The sequence below is a fragment of the Sorangium sp. So ce295 genome (assembly GCF_051527405.1).
Taxonomy (GTDB): Bacteria; Myxococcota_A; Polyangia; order Polyangiales; family Polyangiaceae; genus Sorangium; species Sorangium cellulosum_B.
On record NZ_CP150324.1, the window covers coordinates 1,608,051 to 1,623,958 of the forward strand.

At 72.6% G+C, this 15,908-nt stretch carries 14 protein-coding genes; 12 read left to right on the forward strand and 2 right to left on the reverse strand.

All coding sequences use genetic code 11. The features are described from left to right. The first annotated feature begins 196 nt into the window (after positions 1 to 196). The 8 genes from WMF11_RS06020 (at position 197) to WMF11_RS06055 (ending at position 9,301) form a co-directional block, all read left to right on the forward strand. The gene (locus tag WMF11_RS06020) at positions 197 to 631 is read left to right on the forward strand and encodes a hypothetical protein (RefSeq protein WP_437976757.1); all 435 of its coding nucleotides are present in this window, start codon (positions 197 to 199) and stop codon (positions 629 to 631) included. A gap of 262 nt (positions 632 to 893) precedes the next feature. After that, positions 894 to 2,123 (forward strand): glycosyltransferase family 4 protein, encoded by a 1,230-nt coding sequence (locus WMF11_RS06025; protein ID WP_437976758.1) that lies wholly within the window; start codon positions 894 to 896, stop codon positions 2,121 to 2,123. A 133-nt stretch (positions 2,124 to 2,256) separates the two neighbouring features. Continuing rightward, positions 2,257 to 3,252: an NAD-dependent epimerase/dehydratase family protein gene (locus WMF11_RS06030; RefSeq protein WP_437976759.1), complete on the forward strand. Its 996-nt coding sequence runs from the start codon at positions 2,257 to 2,259 to the stop codon at positions 3,250 to 3,252. 4 nt (positions 3,253 to 3,256) lie between these two features. After that, the gene (locus WMF11_RS06035; RefSeq protein ID WP_437907474.1) at positions 3,257 to 4,417 is read left to right on the forward strand and encodes a glycosyltransferase family 4 protein; all 1,161 of its coding nucleotides are present in this window, start codon (positions 3,257 to 3,259) and stop codon (positions 4,415 to 4,417) included. A 313-nt stretch (positions 4,418 to 4,730) separates the two neighbouring features. Next, positions 4,731 to 6,824: a DUF4215 domain-containing protein gene (locus WMF11_RS06040; RefSeq protein WP_437976760.1), complete on the forward strand. Its 2,094-nt coding sequence runs from the start codon at positions 4,731 to 4,733 to the stop codon at positions 6,822 to 6,824. A gap of 167 nt (positions 6,825 to 6,991) precedes the next feature. After that, positions 6,992 to 7,744, forward strand: coding sequence for a ribonuclease HI (locus tag WMF11_RS06045; RefSeq protein ID WP_437907476.1), 753 nt, complete (start codon positions 6,992 to 6,994; stop codon positions 7,742 to 7,744). A 73-nt stretch (positions 7,745 to 7,817) separates the two neighbouring features. Next, positions 7,818 to 8,834 (forward strand): peptidylprolyl isomerase, encoded by a 1,017-nt coding sequence (locus WMF11_RS06050; RefSeq protein ID WP_437550058.1) that lies wholly within the window; start codon positions 7,818 to 7,820, stop codon positions 8,832 to 8,834. Continuing rightward, on the forward strand, positions 8,786 to 9,301 hold the full coding sequence (locus tag WMF11_RS06055) for a YkgJ family cysteine cluster protein (protein WP_437907477.1): 516 nt from the start codon (positions 8,786 to 8,788) through the stop codon (positions 9,299 to 9,301). The genes WMF11_RS06050 and WMF11_RS06055 overlap by 49 nt, the downstream gene beginning before the upstream one ends. A gap of 18 nt (positions 9,302 to 9,319) precedes the next feature. Here WMF11_RS06055 and WMF11_RS06060 read toward each other — a convergent pair whose 3' ends face one another. Together WMF11_RS06060 and gpmI are read right to left on the reverse strand one after the other, a co-directional pair. After that, entirely contained in the window at positions 9,320 to 10,813 is a 1,494-nt protein-coding gene (locus WMF11_RS06060) for a serine/threonine protein kinase (protein WP_437976761.1), read from the reverse strand. Continuing rightward, positions 10,814 to 12,445, reverse strand: coding sequence for a 2,3-bisphosphoglycerate-independent phosphoglycerate mutase (gpmI, locus tag WMF11_RS06065; RefSeq protein ID WP_437550062.1), 1,632 nt, complete (start codon positions 12,443 to 12,445; stop codon positions 10,814 to 10,816). A 102-nt stretch (positions 12,446 to 12,547) separates the two neighbouring features. On the opposite strand from gpmI, the gene WMF11_RS06070 reads away from it, so the two are divergent. The 4 genes from WMF11_RS06070 (at position 12,548) to WMF11_RS06085 (ending at position 15,903) form a co-directional block, all read left to right on the forward strand. Beyond that, positions 12,548 to 13,114 (forward strand): Uma2 family endonuclease, encoded by a 567-nt coding sequence (locus tag WMF11_RS06070; RefSeq protein WP_437550064.1) that lies wholly within the window; start codon positions 12,548 to 12,550, stop codon positions 13,112 to 13,114. Between the two features lie 751 nt (positions 13,115 to 13,865). After that, on the forward strand, positions 13,866 to 14,414 hold the full coding sequence (locus tag WMF11_RS06075; RefSeq protein WP_437976762.1) for a hypothetical protein: 549 nt from the start codon (positions 13,866 to 13,868) through the stop codon (positions 14,412 to 14,414). Beyond that, a complete protein-coding gene (locus WMF11_RS06080) occupies positions 14,411 to 15,373 on the forward strand; it encodes a hypothetical protein (protein ID WP_437976763.1) in 963 nt (320 codons plus the stop codon). Before WMF11_RS06075 ends, WMF11_RS06080 begins: the two co-directional genes overlap by 4 nt. 59 nt (positions 15,374 to 15,432) lie before the next feature. Further along, positions 15,433 to 15,903, forward strand: coding sequence for an NUDIX domain-containing protein (locus WMF11_RS06085; RefSeq protein ID WP_437907482.1), 471 nt, complete (start codon positions 15,433 to 15,435; stop codon positions 15,901 to 15,903). The last annotated feature ends 5 nt before the right edge of the window (positions 15,904 to 15,908 follow it).

Here is a 15,908-nt window from a genome sequence, read left to right on the forward strand (position 1 = left end):
CGGCCGGGCGCGCGACGCGGCGGGTTTCCGGCGCGTCGAGCACGTCCGGCGGGCCAGGCCGCCTCCTGCTGCGTCGAGCGCCGTCGGCATGGCCGAAAGCGGCTATGATGCCGCGGCTGTTTCGGCCGCCAGCCGGTGCTGGCGGCTCGCGAGGCGTCCTCGCCCGCAGCAGAGAGACGAAGGAGGAGCTACCGAGATGAGAGGACATGTTTCCAGGGTGCTGCGGCTCGCTGTCGTGGCGTTTGCGTGTTCGCTGATGGCGGGCTGCGGCGGCCCGCTGCGCTACACGCCGCAGGGCATGGGGAAGGCGCCGGGCGCGGACGCCGTGATCATCGCCGACGTCAACTTCGACGCGGCCATGACCCGCCTCGACATCAACGCGAAGGACCTCCCGCCGCCCGATCGCCTCGACTCGAGCGGCACCGCCTACGTCGTCTGGGCGCGCCCGGACAGCGACTCGCCCTGGCAGCGGATCGGCGCGCTCACCTTCGACCCCGATGCCCGCACCGGCAAGCTCAAGGACGTGAGCGTGCCGCTCACCCGGTTCGAGCTCGTCATCAGCCTCGAGAAGACGGCCAATCCCGGGTCGCCGTCCTCGGAGCTCATCTTCAAGCAGGACGTCGAGTACTGACGCGGCGGCTCCGCCGGGGGTGCATCTTCGCAGCGCTGCTCGAGCCGCTCCCGGCGGGCGAGTCGCAGCCGTCCGGCGCGACCCGCGACGCCACCGACTTTCACCGTGACGCCCCCCGCCCCTCGTCAATGGTGCCGAGGCGTGATCGTCGCCCGTCCCATCGAGGCGGGCGCCGGCCGTCGGACCCGGCGGCGATCACTCGGCGCCGCACACCGTGCATCGCGTGAATGCCCGCGAGCGCCGGTGCATCGAAGTGCGGTGAGTGAAGATTCTCCTCCTGTCGCAATGGTATCACCCCGAGCCGGTCGCGCGCCCCCATCTGCTCGCAGAGGCGCTGGCCGAGCGCGGGCACCAGGTGACGGTGGTGACCGCGTTCCCGAACTACCCGCATGGCCGCACTTATCCAGGGTACCGACAGCGCCTCTGGGACGTGGAGCACGCGAGCGGCACCAGGGTGATACGCCTCCCGAGCTACCCTGATCACAGCCGATCGCGCGTGCGGCGGACGCTCAACTACGCGAGCTTCGCCGCCTCGACCGCGCTGCTCGGGACTGCCCTCTCCGGGCCGGCGGACGTCGCTTGGGTCCATAACCCCCCACCGAGCCACGCCATCGCCGCCTCCTGGCTCGCCGCGCTCCGCCGGATACCGTGGGTCTATGAGGTCCAGGACCTGTGGCCCGAGACCGCGGCGGCCTCGGGCATGCTCGACAACAGGCTCGTGTTCGCTGGCATCGATCGCGTGAACCGCGCCCTCTTCCGGCGCGCCGCGGCGATCACCGTCATCAGCCCGGGGCTCGAGCGTGAGCTCTCCCGCAAAGGCCTCTCGACAGACAAGGTGCACCTGATCCCGAACTGGGCCGACGATCGGATCTACAGGCCGGTGGAGCCCGACCCGCAGCTCGCGGCGGAGCACGGGCTGTCAGGGCGGTTCGTCGTCCTCTTCGCCGGCAACATGGGCCCTGCACAGGCCCTCTCCAGCGTGCTCGACGCGGCCGAGCGGCTGCGCGACCTCACCGACGTGCGGTTCGTGATGGTCGGGGACGGGAACGACGCGCTCAGGCTCCGGCGCGAAGCTGCGGCGCGGGCCCTCTCGAACGTCGTCTTCATCGGCCAGCAACCCCATGAGCGCATGCCGCATTTCTTCGCGCTGGCCGATGTGGCGCTCTCGCACCTCCGGCGCGATCCGCGCTTCGAGATCACGATCCCCTCGAAGATCCCGGCCTACATGGCCGCGGCCAGGCCGGTGCTCGTCGCGGCGGGCGGGGATCCAGCCGATCTGGTGCGGAGCAGCGGGGCGGGGCTCGCCTGCGAGCCCGAGGACCCGGCGGCGCTCGCGGACGCCGTGCGGCGGCTTCACGGCATGACGCCGGAGGCGCGGCGCGCGATGGGGGAGGCCGGCCGGCTCTATTTCCTTCGCTGGTTCACGCGCGAGCCGCTCGTGCGTCGTTATGAGGAGATCTTCGCGCGCGCAGCGGGTGAAGCACCGTCGTGAAGAAGCGGCCGCGCCCTTTTTCGTGAGCTGGCGCGCCGGCGCGGGGCTGAGGGGTACCGAAGGACGCAATGCACCGGGGCATTGCGGTGGGCATCGTTCCATGGGCGAGACGACAGGCACAGCGGTGGGGACCATGCAGAATTACAAGGACCGGCGGATCATCGTGACCGGTGGGGCGGGCGCGATCGGCGGCTCGCTCGCGGCGGCCCTGGCCGACGTGGGCGCGGAGGTGATCGTGGTGGACGACCTCTCCTCCTCTTCCCGCTGGGGCGTCCCGGCGCGGCGCAACGTGCGCTTCGTGGAGGGGAGCGTCGTTGATGACGGCTTGCTCGCGGCGGTGTTCCGGGAGCAGCCGTCGCATGTCTTCCACCTCGCCGCGCTGTTCGCGAACCAGAACTCGGTGGACAACCCGGAGCGGGATCTCGAGGTCAACGGCCTCGGCACGTTGCGGGTGCTGCAGCACGCGCGGCGCAGCGGGGCGCAGCGCGTCGTCTTCGCCTCGTCCGGGTGCGCGCCCTACGGCAGCGACCCGCCGCGGCCCGTCCACGAGGAGCACCTCGCGCTCGATGTCCACACGCCTTACCAGGCCACCAAGCTGCTCGGCGAGCTCTATTGCAATTATTTCTGCGGTCATCCGGCCGGCCACGACGGGCTGAGCACCGTGCGGATCCGCCCCTTCAACTCGTATGGTCCGGGCGAGGTCCCTGGCCGATACCGCAATGTGATCCCCAACTTCATCTACTGGGCCCTGCGCGGCGAGGCGCTGCCGATCACCGGGACGGGAGAGGAGACCCGCTCGTTCACCTACGTGGGTGACATCGTCGATGGATTTCTCCGCGCGGGCACCGCGGCGTCCGCCTCGGGCGAGGCGTTCAACCTGGCGTCGGGCGAGGAGATCGCCATCCTCGACGTCGCGAGGGCCATCAACGAGTTGACGGGCAACCGCGCCGGCGTCCGGTTCGTCGGGCGCCGGTCGTGGGATACGCAGCGCCGTCGGGTCGCGTCCACCGACAAGGCCCGTCGCCTCCTCGGCTTCGAGGCGCAGACGGGCCTGCGCGAGGGGCTCGCGCGCACCGTGGGGTGGTTCCGCGAGCGCTGGGCCCAGATCGAGGCCGACGCGCGCTTCTAGGGACATGCGCGTCGCGCTCTGGGGCCCCCTCCCGCCGCCCGCCGGCGGAATCACGCGGTGGATGCGGAACTACCTCGACGCGGCGGCAGCGGCGGGCATCGAGGCGGACGTCATCGACACCTCGCCCCGAGGCGCCTCGACCGATCCGACGAGCAGGCTTCGCCCCGCGCGCGTGGTCCGCGCGGGCGAGGCGCTGGCTGCGCTTCACCGGCTGCTCGCGCGACGCCGGCCGGATGTCGTTCATCTGTGCACCACCCTGTTCTGGGCGACCGCGCGCGACGGCCTCGCGGTGGAGCTGTGCCGTCGCGCGGCGGTGCCGGCCGTGCTCCACCTGCGCCTGTCGCCGCAGATCATCGCCTGGCATCGGGCCCTGCCGTGGCCGGCTCGGCAGGCCGTGCGCGCCGTGCTGGGCCGCGCCGCAGCCGTCATCACGCTCTCGGAGGAGCTGCGGTGTTACGTGCAGGCCCTGGTTCCAGGGGGCCGCGTCCTCCGGATCGCCAACCCGGTCGACACCGGCGGCTTCCACCCCGCTGCCGCGCCGCGCTCGCCCGGCCAGCCGCTGCGGGTGCTCTTCGCGGGGCTCGTCACGCCGCAGAAGGGGGTCCTGGAGCTCGCGCGGGCCGTGCTGGCGGTCGAGGGCCTGACCCTCGCGCTGGCGGGGCCTCGCGACGCAAGCGGCGCTGCCGGCCCGTCCCGCCGCCTCGACGAGGCGCTCGCGGAGCTCGATCGGCAAGGCCGCCTGAGCCTGCTCGGCGAGGTGCCCGAAGACGCGATGCCCGCTGTCTACCGCGACGCGGACGTCTTCTGCCTGCCGAGCCATGGCGAGGGGCTGCCCAACGCGTTGCTGGAGGCCATGGCCAGCGGCCTGCCCTGCGTCGTCACGCCGGTCGGCGCGGTGCCGGAGGTGATCCAGGGCGAGGGCCGTCGGGTGGCGCTCCTGGTGGCGCCGAGAGACGAGGACGCGCTGCGGGGCGCGCTCCGATCCCTGCGCGACGACCTTTCCCTGCGGGCGCAGCTCGGCGAGGCCGCGCGCCGGCGCGCCGTGCGCCGTTATGCCAGCAGGACGATCATGGCGGAGTACGCCGCGCTGTATGCGCAGCTCGCGACGGCCAACTCTTCGCGTCCCGAGCCCCGGGACGAACATCACGGCTGCGCGGGGCCGTAGACCGCTCGCCGTACGGCGTCGGGAAGCTCGCCCCCCGCCTACGCCTGCATGGATCGAGTCCGGTGGGAGCTCATGCGGCGGCCGGGAGGCGTACGCGGCGGCGAGCTGCCCGCCGCCATGGCGCGGTCGAGGGCCCGGCGCGCTGCGAGCGCCGCGCGTCGCAATAGGGGCTCTCCCGATCCGTTTGGCTGCTGGCGTCCTCTCGATTCCATATCAGTCTAATGCGCCGATGATCGACCGCCTGCGCGTCCGTCAGGCTCGGATCGAGCCTTGAAGGGACGTCGCCGTTCCCGCCAGAAGCGGAGGAATCGAGGTGTCAGTGCGAGCGGACCTCTTCAGAAGCGCTCCGTTCACGAAGGTTCTGTCGCCGCTCGTCATCGCTGCTGCTTTGACCGCGGTCGACTGCGATCGTCCCCGGCAGGCGCCGGGGCCGGAGGCCGGCGGCGGCGGGAACGGCGGAGGCGGCGAGGACGGCGGAGGCGGCGGGGGCGGAGGGGACGGAGCGCCTTGCGTCACGGCCGCGGACTGCCCCGGGGTCGACGGCGCGTGTCGGCTGCGCACCTGCGAAGGCGGCCGGTGCGCCCTCGACGACGCGCCGCGGGGAAAGCCCGTGGGCGAGCAGGTGCTGGGCGACTGCAAGGCGCGCGTTTGCGATGGGCATGGCGCCGTGATCGAGCTCGACGACGACCAAGACGCCTTCTCCGACGGAGACCCGTGCTCGGCCGACGTGTGCATCGCCGGGGCGCCGAAGAACCTTCCGGCGCCGGCGACCACGGAGTGCGGCGGACCCGACGCGACCGGAGCGCGCTATTGCGATGGGAACGGCGCTTGTGTCGAGTGTCTCGTCGCTGGCGATTGCCTGAGCAACATCTGCGTCGAGAACAGCTGTGTCGCGCCAGATTGCGGCGATGGCGCGATGAACGGCGCCGAGACCGGCGTCGACTGCGGCGGCTCGGAGTGCGTGCCGTGCGCGGATCTCGAGGCCTGCCTCGCCGGCGCGGACTGCCGGAGCGGGATCTGCGCGGACGGCAGGTGCCGCGCGTCGTCGTGCGCCGACGGCGCGACGAACGGGGCGGAGACCGACGTCGACTGCGGCGGACCGGCGTGCTCGCCTTGCGCCACCGGCAAGGCGTGCGCCGCGGACGGCGATTGCCTGGGCGGCCGCTGTTCAGGGACGACGTGCCTCCCGTCGTGCACCGACATCGCCCGGAACGGGGCGGAGACCGATATCGACTGCGGCGGCCCCGCGTGCGTCGGGTGCGCCGCCGGAATGCGCTGCGCCGCCGGGCGCGATTGCCTGAGCCACGTGTGCAGCGCGGCAGGCACCTGCGCCGCGCCGGTCTGCGGCGACGGCGTGGTCAACGCCGCCGCGGAGGCGTGTGATGACGGCAATACGAGCACCACGGACGCGTGCCTCACCACGTGCGTCGCCGCCTCGTGCGGGGACGGGTTCGTCCGCGCCGGCGTCGAGGCGTGCGACGACGGAAACGCGAGCAACACCGACGCCTGCCCGACGGGCTGCGCGCGCGCCGTGTGCGGGGACGGGTTCGTCCGCGCCGGCGTCGAGGCGTGCGACGACGGGAACCGGAGCGCGGGCGACGGGTGCAGCCCAGGGTGCCTGCTCGACGGCTGCGGCGACGGCGCGATCCAGGCCGGCGAGGAGTGCGACGACGGCGACGCCGACAGCGCCGACGGCTGCCCTATCACCTGCCGCGCCGCGAGGTGCGGCGACGGCTTCGTGCGGGACGGCGTCGAGGGCTGCGACGACGCCAACACGTCGAGCGGCGACGGCTGCAGCGCGGGCTGCATGGTCGAAGCGCGGTACACCTGCCGGGGCACGCCGAGCGTGTGCACGTACGCCAAGGAGCGCAACTGCGGCGACGCGGCGGACGATGACCTCGACGGCGAGACGGACTGCGCCGACCCGGACTGCGCGCTCGGCTGCGACGCTGCCGTCGGCGCGTGCTCGCCCGGGCAGGTGCTGTGGGTGCAGTCGTCCACGGACATCCCCAAGACCGTCACGGATCGCGCGGTCGCTGCCAGCGTCCTCCCTGTCGTCTCGAGGGGCGCGATCGGGCGCGTGACGCTCGAGCTCGACATCGCGCATTCGTTCGACGGAGATCTCGATATCTCGCTCACCTCTCCGGCTGGCGCGACGGTCGATGTGTCGAGCGACAACGGCGGCTCCGGCGACAACTACCGGAGGACCGTCTTCGACATGGGCTGCGCGAGCGCGGTCACGGGGGCGATGGCGCCGTTCCGCGGCTGCTTCCGCCCGGAGTCGTCGTTCGCGGCCTTCCTCTCGGGGCCGGCGAACGGCACGTGGACGCTCCGGGTCGGGGACGACGCCGGGTCCGACTCCGGCACGCTGACCGCGTGGTCGCTCGCGCTCTGCATCGACCCGTGATCGCAGGGCGGCGCGGCCGCGCGCGCCGCCAGCGTCGCTGTCCGCCTTGCGCGCCGCGAGGGCTGCGACGAGGGCAGGCGCGGCCGCGCCCGGCCGGCGCGATAGGCCGGGCTCGCCTGGCGTGGTCTCCCGTACCGGCGGCCTTCGATCCATGCCAGTGTGCGCTCGTGCCCTGGGTCCGCGCATCGCTTCGAGGTCAAACCGTCTATGCTCGCGCCGACGCCGCCGGCGCCCTGGTCGCGGAGGAGGGCGGCGGCGTCGAGATCCGCTACAAGCCGCACGACGGCCGCAGGTACAAGGCGCGCGCCGACAACCTGACCGTGGTCGACCCGAAGGTGTTGCCCGACGACACCTGTGGGCCCGCGGAGGCGGTCGTGAAGGCGCGCGCCGGCGAGCAGCCCGAGGGGGGCGCGGCCGCCCCGGCGCCGGCCGGGCGCGCGCAGCGCAAGGCGCCGGCGCGGGGGGAGGCCGGTGCGGCGCCCGTCCCGGAAGGGGCTGTCATCGTCTACGCGGACGGCGCGTGCTCGGGGAACCCGGGGCCCGCGGGGCTCGGCGTGGTGGTCATCGACGGCGGCCGGCGGATCGAGCGCAGCGAGTTCCTCGGCACCGCGACCAACAACATCGCCGAGCTGACGGCCATCCTCCGCTCGCTCGAGGAGGTGGACGAGCCGGGGCGGCCCATCGTCATCCACACGGACAGTCAGTACTCGATCGGCGTGCTCCAGAAGGGGTGGAAGGCGAAGGCGAACGCCGAGCTCATCGCCTCGCTGCGCGGCGCGCTCGCCGCGCGGCCGCGCGCGCGCCTCGTGTATGTGCCGGGGCACGCCGGCGTGCTGCTCAACGAGCGCGCCGACGCGCTCGCGCGCGAGGCCGTCCGCGAGCGCGCCTCCCGTCGGACGGTGTACCCCGGCTCCGGCTGAGTCCGGGGCAACCCGGGCCGCGCAGGGCCGGAAACGCGTGGAACCGCCTGGGGCCCGGTGGTAGAGCCGCGCGATGCGTGTTCCGCTCCGCCTCGCCCTCGCCGGGCTCGTCGCCGCCGCCGCCTTCGCCTCGCCGCTCGCCCACGCGGTCGTGAGCGAGCGGATCGTCGCCGTCGTCGGCGATCGCGCCATCCTGCTCTCGGATCTGCGGCAGCGGGCTCGCCCCTTCCTGCTTCAGATCCAGGCCAGGGTCCCGCCGGGCGCGCAGCAGGCGGCGGCCGAATCGCAGGTCTTCCGCGATCTCCTCCAGAAGATGGTGGACGAGGAGCTCGAGGGCCAGGCCGCCGAGAAGGCCAATGTCCGCGTGACCTCCGAGGAGATCGAGAACGCGTTCCGGAACATCGCTGCCGCGGAGCAGATGACGGTCGAGGAGCTGTTCCGGACGGCGCGGGCGAGCTCGGGGCTCACCGAGCAGGAGTACCGCGACGAGATCCGCCGGCAGATCCTCGAGGGCAAGATGCTGCAGCTCCGGGTGAAGGGCCGCGTGCGCATCACCGAGCAGGACGTGCGGTCGGCCTTCGATCGGCTGGTGCGCGAGGAGCGCCGGCGGCGCGACTACCACCCGGCGTGGATCGTCCTGCGCGTCCTGCCCGGCTCGAGCGCCGAGGCGGTCGAGGAGCGCCGCGCGCTCGCCGCGGCGCTCGCGGAGCGCGCGCGCGGCGGGGAGGATTTCGCGGCGCTCGCGGGGCAGTTCTCGGACGACACCGCGACCCGCGAGGAGGGCGGCGACCTCGGGGTCCGCGCGCCGCAGGGGACGCAGGCCGCGGTGACCGGCCAGCGCCAGGTGATGGCCCCGGAGCTCGAGGCCGCGCTGATGGCGATCGAGCCGGGCGGCGTGACCGGGCCGATGCGCGCGGGCGATGCGTTCGTGGTCATGAAGCTCCTGAGCCGCCAGCCGTCCCGCTTCACGACGCTCGAGGCGGCTCGCCCGGAGGTCCTCCAGCGGCTGCAGGCGGAGATCATGACGAAGGCCAAGCAGAAGTGGCTCGACGACCTGAAGCGCGGGACGCACGTGGAGGTCCGGCTCTGACGCGCAAGGGCGAGCGGGGCGCGACGGGCGCGCCGCGCGCAGGCGGCGCGCGCGGCGGGGGAGATGCGGTCGTCCCCGAGTGCACCGCGTGCGGCACCTGCTGCTTCTCGGCCCTGCCGGAGTACGTCCGGGTCTTCGGCTGCGACCACGATCGCATGGACGATCGCGCGCGGGGGTTCACGCGCTTCATCGGCAACCGCTGCTACATGCGCATCGAGGACGGCCGCTGCGCCGCGCTCACGCTGGACGCGGAGCACGGCCGCTTCCTGTGCTCGATCTACGAGGTGCGGCCCGACTGCTGCCGCGCGCTCGAGCGCGGCAGCGGCCAGTGCCTCGGCGAGCTGCACGAGAAGCGGGAGCGGCCGCTCCTCGCGCTCGAGGCGCTCCGCCGCCGCGCGGGCGGCGCGAGCGGCGAGGGAGACGCGGGGGGCGCAAACGGCGCGGGGGAGGCGGGCGGCGCCGTGTAGGTGCGGCCGGCGTCGCCGTCAGGGCGACGCGTCCCTGTCCGGAACCGGCGGCGCGCCCGCGTCGATCGCGCCGCGATCGATCCGCATGCTCACGTCGAGCGTGACCGTCTGCCCCTCGGAGACGGTGATCGTGCGCTTCTCCTCGGGCGCGTTCGGGTGCCGGAACGTGACGTAGTGCCGCCCGGCCTGGAGCGGGATCGCCCGCGCCATCGGCGTCACGTCGATGAGCTCCCCATCGATGACGACCTCCGCCCACGGCCTGGCGAGGACCTTCAGGTAGCCGCGCTCCTCCGAGCGCCCGCCGGGCTGCCTGACCTCGGCGCTGGGCGGCTCCGCGGCGTCGTGCGGGCGGAGGCTGAGCTCGATGAGCGCGCCGCCCGCGACGACCAGGGCGAAGATGCCGACGAGCCGGCCCACGTCGGGCGCGAGCGACGGCGCGCTGCGCTGCTCGGCGGCGGGGCGCGCGGAGGGCGCCTGCGCGGGCGGCAGCTCGTCGCCGCCGAGCTTGGCCGCCGCGAGGGCCCTCGTGATGAGCGCGCGCGGCTGCGGTTGGCCGCGCTCCGCGAGCTCCTCGGCCAGGGCGTCCGCGACGGCGCGGCCGCTGTCGTAGCGCTGCTCCGGCTCTTTCTCGAGGCACCGGAGCACCACGCGCTCCAGGCCGCGCGACACGTCGGGCACGAGCCCTCGCAGCGGCTGCGGCGGCGCGTTGCGGATCCGGTGCGCGACGGCCCTGCCCTCGGCCCACCGGTCCTCGTCGCGCTCGCGCGGCGCGCCGGGGGCGCCCGACGCGCGGTTCGACGCGCGGTTGGAGGCGCGGTTCGACGCGTGGTTCGACGTACGATTGGCATCCTCCGGCCCCGCCTTCGGCTCGTCGAACGGGCGCACGCCGGTGAGCATCTCGAACAGCACAACGCCGAGCGCGAACACGTCCGCCTGAGGCCCGGGCTCCGCCCCGAGGATCTGCTCCGGCGCCATGTAGTCGGGCCGCGCGAACGTGTCGCTGCCCTCGAACGGCTCCGGCAGCGAGGGTTGCCGGCCGTCGGACGCCGCCGCGAACTCCAGGATCTTCACGCCGCCCGCGGGCGTGACGATGACGCGCTCGGGGCGCAGCTCGCGGTGCACGACGCCCCGCTCGTGCGCGTGCCCGAGGCCGCGCGCGATCTCCAGCGCGATGGCCGCCGCGGCGCCCTCGTCGAGGCGGCCAGCGCGCGCGCACAGGGCCGCGAGCGTCGGCCCCGAGAGCGGCTCCAGCACGAGCCATATCCGGTCCTCGTCGCGCTGGAAGTCGTGGATGTCGATGATGTTGGGGTGCCGGATGCGCGCGAGGATCTTCGCCTCGCGCTCGAGGCCGGCCGCGAACGCGCTCGCGGCCGACACCGTGGGCTTGAGCGTCTTGATCAGCGCCGCCCGACCGAGCCCCGCGTGCTCGGCCCGGTACGTCACGGTGAGCGCCCGCGACGAGACGGCCTCGCGCAGGATGTACGGGCCGAGCTGCCTCTGGTCGGCGCCCACTTACCGCTGTCGGACGCGGAGCGTGCGCCCCGTCATCGCCGCGGGCTGCGGGAGGCCGAGGATCTCGAGCATCGTCGGCGCCACGTCGCAGATGCGGCCGCCGGACCGGAGCACGATGCCGGGGTCGTTCTGGTTCAGGTAGTAGAGCGGCACCGGGTTGAGCGTGTGGGCGGTGTGCGGGTTGCCGTGCTCGTCCTTCATCTGCTCGCAGTTGCCGTGGTCCGCGGTGATGATCAGCGCGCCGCCGGCCTCGCGCACGGCGTCCCCGATGGCGCCGAGCCCCTTGTCGACCGCCTCGTTGGCGTGGATGGCGGCCTCGAGGATGCCGGTGTGCCCGACCATGTCCGGGTTCGCGAAGTTCACCAGGATGAAGTCGTACTTGCCGCTCTTGATCGCGGTCACGACCTCGTTCGCGACGCCCGCCGCGCTCATCTCCGGCTTCTTGTCGTAGGTGGCGACGTCGCGCGGCGAGGGCACGAGCTTCCTGTCCTCGCCCGGGAACGTCTCCTCGCGGCCGCCGTTGAAGAAGTACGTGACGTGCGCGTACTTCTCGGTCTCCGCGCACCGGAGCTGCGTGAGCCCGGCGCGGGCGATCACCTCGGGGAACGACTCGGTCACCTCGTCCTTCGGGAACGCGACCGGCAGCTTCAGCGCCGCGTCGTACTCGGTCATGCCGCTGTAACAGTGCTCCTGGAAGGCGAAGACCGGCTTGCCCCGGTCCGAGAGGAGCTCCAGCACCTCGTCCGGCAGGTTCCGCCGCGTGAGCATCGCCGAGATCTCGCGCATCCGGTCAGGCCTGAAGTTGACGGAGAGGCCGACCTCTTCTCCCTGCCACTCCCAGCGGGGCTCTTGCGAGGCGAAGTCGGCCACGAAGTCGCCCTTGATGCCGCTGTAGTCGCCGATGCGGATGGGCTCGACGAACTCGTCCGTCTTCCCGGCCGCGTACGACTGCTGGATCGCGTCGAACGCCGTGTCGGCCCGCGGCGCGTCGCCGCGCACGATCGCGGTGTAGGCCTTCATGACGCGGTCCCAGCGCTTGTCGCGGTCCATGGCGTAGTACCGGCCCGAGATGGTGCCGATGACGCCGATGCCCTGGAGCGCCTCCTCGATCTTCTCGACGTAGCCCCACGCGCTCTTCGGCGGCGTGTCGCGGCCGTCGAGGAACGCGTGCAGCACGAGGGGCACCTCGTGGAACTTCGCGAGCTTGATCAGCGCGAGGAAGTGGTCGAGCGACGAGTGGACGCCGCCGTCGGAGACGAGCCCGAAGAGGTGCACCCGGCACTTGCGGTCCTGCGCGATCCGGAACGTCCGGTCGATGATCTCGTTCGAGCCGAGCTTGTTCTCGGCGATCGCGACGTCGATGCGCGAGATGTCCATCAGCGCGATCCTCCCCGCGCCGAAGTTCAGGTGGCCGACCTCGCTGTTGCCCATCTGCCCCACCGGGAGCCCGACGTCCGGGCCGCTCGTCCCGATCAGCGTCTTCTCGGAGTCGCGCTTGATCGCGTCGAGGTTCGGCATCGCGGCGAGGGCGATCGCGTTCTGGTCCTTTTCTTCGCGCTCGCCGAATCCATCGAGGATGCAGAGGACGAGCGGACGGGGGCGTTGCGTGGGGGAGGGGGCTGCTTCGCTCATGGCGGCGGAATCTACAACGAACCCGCGGCGATCGGAGGGGGGCTGCTCACGGATTTTCGCCGGGCGAGCCGCCGCGCGCGGCGTGCATGCTAACATCCGACCATGTCTGACTGCGCCCGTCGCGCCACGTACCAGGATGTGCTTGACACGCCGCCGAATCAGGTGGCGGAGGTCCTGAACGGCGTCCTCCACGCGACGCCGCGGCCCTCCGTGTCCTCCCGCAACGTGACGTCGGTGCTCGCGGGCGAGCTGTACCTGCCATTTCGTCGGGGCATCAAGGGGCCTGGCCGGTGGGCGCTGCTGGTCGAGCCCGAGCTGCACCTCGGCACCGATCCGGACATCGTGATCCCTGACATCGCCGCGTGGCGCCGCGACCGGATGCCGCAGATCCCGATGCGGAACGCGGCGATCTTCCTCGCGCCCGACTGGGTGTGCGAGGTGATCTCGCCGTCCACCGAGGCGCTCGATCGCCGCGACAAGATGGAGATCTACGCGCGCGAGCTCGTGGCCCACTACTGGCTGATCGACCCACGGCTCCGGCTCCTGGAGGTCTACCGCATCGACGGTGGGCGGTTCGCGCGCGTGGGCGCGTGGGAGGGTGACGTCACCCTGCGCGCGGCGCCGTTCGACGCCGTGGAGATCGAGCTCGGGGTTCTCTGGCAGGAATAGCGCAGGAATAGCGCAGCAATAGCGCCGAATCTGCCGTCACCGGTCGGCGTCGAGCCGCGCGCCGGGCGAGGTGCGTGAGCTCCGCTTTATCGTGATTGTCACCCCGAGATCGGGGAAGCGACGACCGTTCGCCGGATGCAGCCGGGGCGTGCGGCTTGCATGGGTGTTGAGGACACTCGGCCGTTCGCGCTCGTCATGAGCAGCCGTCACACGGGGGGATGGACATGAAGCGCATCAACATCATCGGCCTGCTGGCCGCGCCGCTCGCATGCCTCGGGGCAGCGCAGCTCGCCTCGGCCTCACCCACGACGCCCGTCGAGGAGCTCGTCCTCATCGCGGAAACACGAGCTCCCGTCGCCGCGGATGCAGCCGACGCTCGTCCTGCACGCCAGTGGCCCTGGTACGGTCCCTGGTACGGGTCCTGGTATGGTCATTGGTACAGGCCCTGGCATGGGTACTGGCACGGTCATTGGCACGGGCACGGTCATTGGCACGGGCATGGTCATTGGCATGGTCACTGGCACGGTCATTGGCATGGTCTCTGGTACGGGCACTGGCGGTGACATGACCGGCGGCGGTCCGATGGGGGGCTTCGCACCCTCGGCCGGCGGACGCCCGAGAGGGGACAGGACGGATCGCTGAGGGCGCCGGCGCCGCGGCAGGAGAGCGGGACGGGCGGCCCTCTCCCCGTCTCGCTCTCGTCAGTCAGGTTCGCGGGCGCTCGCAGGCGGGCACACCCGGAGGGAGCTGCATGGAGGGAAAGCGGAACAGCCGGAGTCACGCCGCAGCCCTGGTCGCCGTCGTGGGCCATCTGGGCCTCGTCGTCATGGGGGCTCTCCAGATCCATCCCGAGGGAGACGGTCGGCTTGCGCGGGCGCTCGCGGTTTACGGCGCGCTCTCCGGGGCCGAGAGCGGCTATGCCTTCTTCGCGGACAGCATCACCCCGCTGCCCAGGGCCAGATTTCACGTCTCGGGTGTCGGCGGCGCGACCCTCACCGACGCGCTCGAGTCGGGCGCCAGCCGCGAGACGGAGATCCGGATACTGAACCTCATCACGCCTTTCTTGAGCGTGGAGGATCCGACGATCCAGCGCTCGATCGCCGCCTCGTGGGCGGGCAAGGTGCTGGCGAGGCACCCCGCGGCCGAGAGCATCCTCGTCCGACTGGAGACGTGCGATCTGCCGTCGATGCGGGAGTACCGGGAGGGGAAGCGGTCCGGCTGGAACCTGCAGTACGAGGCGAAGTTCATGATCCGCTCGAAGCTCCGGACCTCTCGAGAGGCGAGCGGGGGTGCGCGGTGAAGGACCCTTCGATCGGCCTCCGCGGGGTGGCCGCGGGCGGCGAGCCCGCGCGGGTCCTCGGCGCGATCGAGCGCTTCGCGCTGGCGCCGGCCTCCGCGGCGCCGCTCGCGGCCCTCCGCATCGGGCTCGCGGCCGTGCTCTTGCTTCAAGCGGCGCTCGTCGCGCCCGCGCTCTTCGAGCTCTACGGCCGGTCCGGGATCCTCCAGGGGCCTCTGCGCGACGTGTTCGCGAGGACCGATCTTCCACGCATCGGCTGGGCGGTGGAGCTCCTTGCCCCGCTCGGGATCGGGGAGGATCCGGTCATCCTGGGCACGGGGGTGATCTACGTGGTTGCCCTCGCCGCGCTCCTGGTCGGTTGGTGCACGAGGGCCGCGGCCTTCCTGGCGTGGCTCACCCACCTGATGCTGGTGACGACCGCGAGCTCCACCGTCTATGGCGTGGACAGCTTCGCCAGCATCTTTCTCTTCTATCTCCTCTGGATGCCTTCGGAGGCCGCCTTCTCCATGGATCGCCGGCTCGGGCGCGCGCGGGGAGGGCCCACGCCGGCAGCCCGGCTCGGGTTGCGCGTTGTGCAGCTGCACCTCTCGTTCGCCTACCTCGTCAGCGGGCTGGGAAAGGCAGCGGGCGAGCCGTGGTGGGACGGCGAGGCGATCTGGCGTTCGGTCATGTTGCCCGAATACCGGCAGTTCGACCTCTCGTGGCTCGCCGGTGCCCCCTGGCTCGCGGCGGTCGCCGGGTGGACGGTGCTGCTCGTGGAGATCGGCTATGGCTTCCTGATCTGGCCGCGCTGCACGCGGCTGCCCTGGGTCGTCGCCACCGTGGCGCTGCACGCCGGGATCGCCTTGTTCATGGGGCTCCTCGTGTTCGGCGCCCTCATGGCGGTGCTCACCATCGCCGCGTTCGCGGTGCCGAGCGAGCCCGCGGCGCCTGCGGCTCCGGCTGGCGCGGCGCCGGGGTGATCCTCGCGTTCTCCCTTCTGGCGAGCGGCGCCCCCGGATAAGCTGTCGCAGGTTCGATCATGTCGCGCACGGCCATCCCGACCTGGTGCATCGCCGTGGTGCTGGTGAGGCACCGGAACCGGTTCCTCCTCGTGCACGAGCGCAAGCACGACCAGCGCTGGTATCTGCCGGCGGGCCGCGTCGAACCCGGGGAGACGTTCGCGGAGGGGGCACGGCGCGAGGCGCTCGAGGAGACCGGCGTCCCGGTGGAGCTGGAGGGCATCCTGCGCATCGAGCACAGCCCGGGCCCCTGGCAGGCGCGCTTCCGGGTGATCTTCCTCGCGCGCCCTCGGGACGCCACGCCCCCGAAGAGCCAGCCGGACGAGCACTCGCTCGAGGCGCGCTGGGTCACGCTGGAGGAGCTCGCGGCCTTGCCGCTGCGCGGCCCCGACGTGGAGCTCTATTGCCGCGACGTGCTGGCCGGAGCGCAGGTCTTCCCGCTGTCGCTGCTCGGGGCCGAGGGGGAGCCGCTCCTCGTGAGCGGCCGCTGAGGCGG

Bases quoted from the DNA above. Each gene is read 5' to 3' on its own strand.
- WMF11_RS06085 (WP_437907482.1), top strand. From the start codon at position 15,433: ATGTCGCGCACGGCCATCCCGACCTGGTGCATCGCCGTGGTGCTGGTG.
- WMF11_RS06075 (WP_437976762.1), top strand. From the start codon at position 13,866: ATGGAGGGAAAGCGGAACAGCCGGAGTCACGCCGCAGCCCTGGTCGCC.
- gpmI (WP_437550062.1), bottom strand. From the start codon at position 12,445: ATGAGCGAAGCAGCCCCCTCCCCCACGCAACGCCCCCGTCCGCTCGTC.
- WMF11_RS06035 (WP_437907474.1), top strand. From the start codon at position 3,257: ATGCGCGTCGCGCTCTGGGGCCCCCTCCCGCCGCCCGCCGGCGGAATC.
- WMF11_RS06050 (WP_437550058.1), top strand. From the start codon at position 7,818: ATGCGTGTTCCGCTCCGCCTCGCCCTCGCCGGGCTCGTCGCCGCCGCC.
- WMF11_RS06070 (WP_437550064.1), top strand. From the start codon at position 12,548: ATGTCTGACTGCGCCCGTCGCGCCACGTACCAGGATGTGCTTGACACG.
- WMF11_RS06020 (WP_437976757.1), top strand. From the start codon at position 197: ATGAGAGGACATGTTTCCAGGGTGCTGCGGCTCGCTGTCGTGGCGTTT.
- WMF11_RS06030 (WP_437976759.1), top strand. From the start codon at position 2,257: ATGCAGAATTACAAGGACCGGCGGATCATCGTGACCGGTGGGGCGGGC.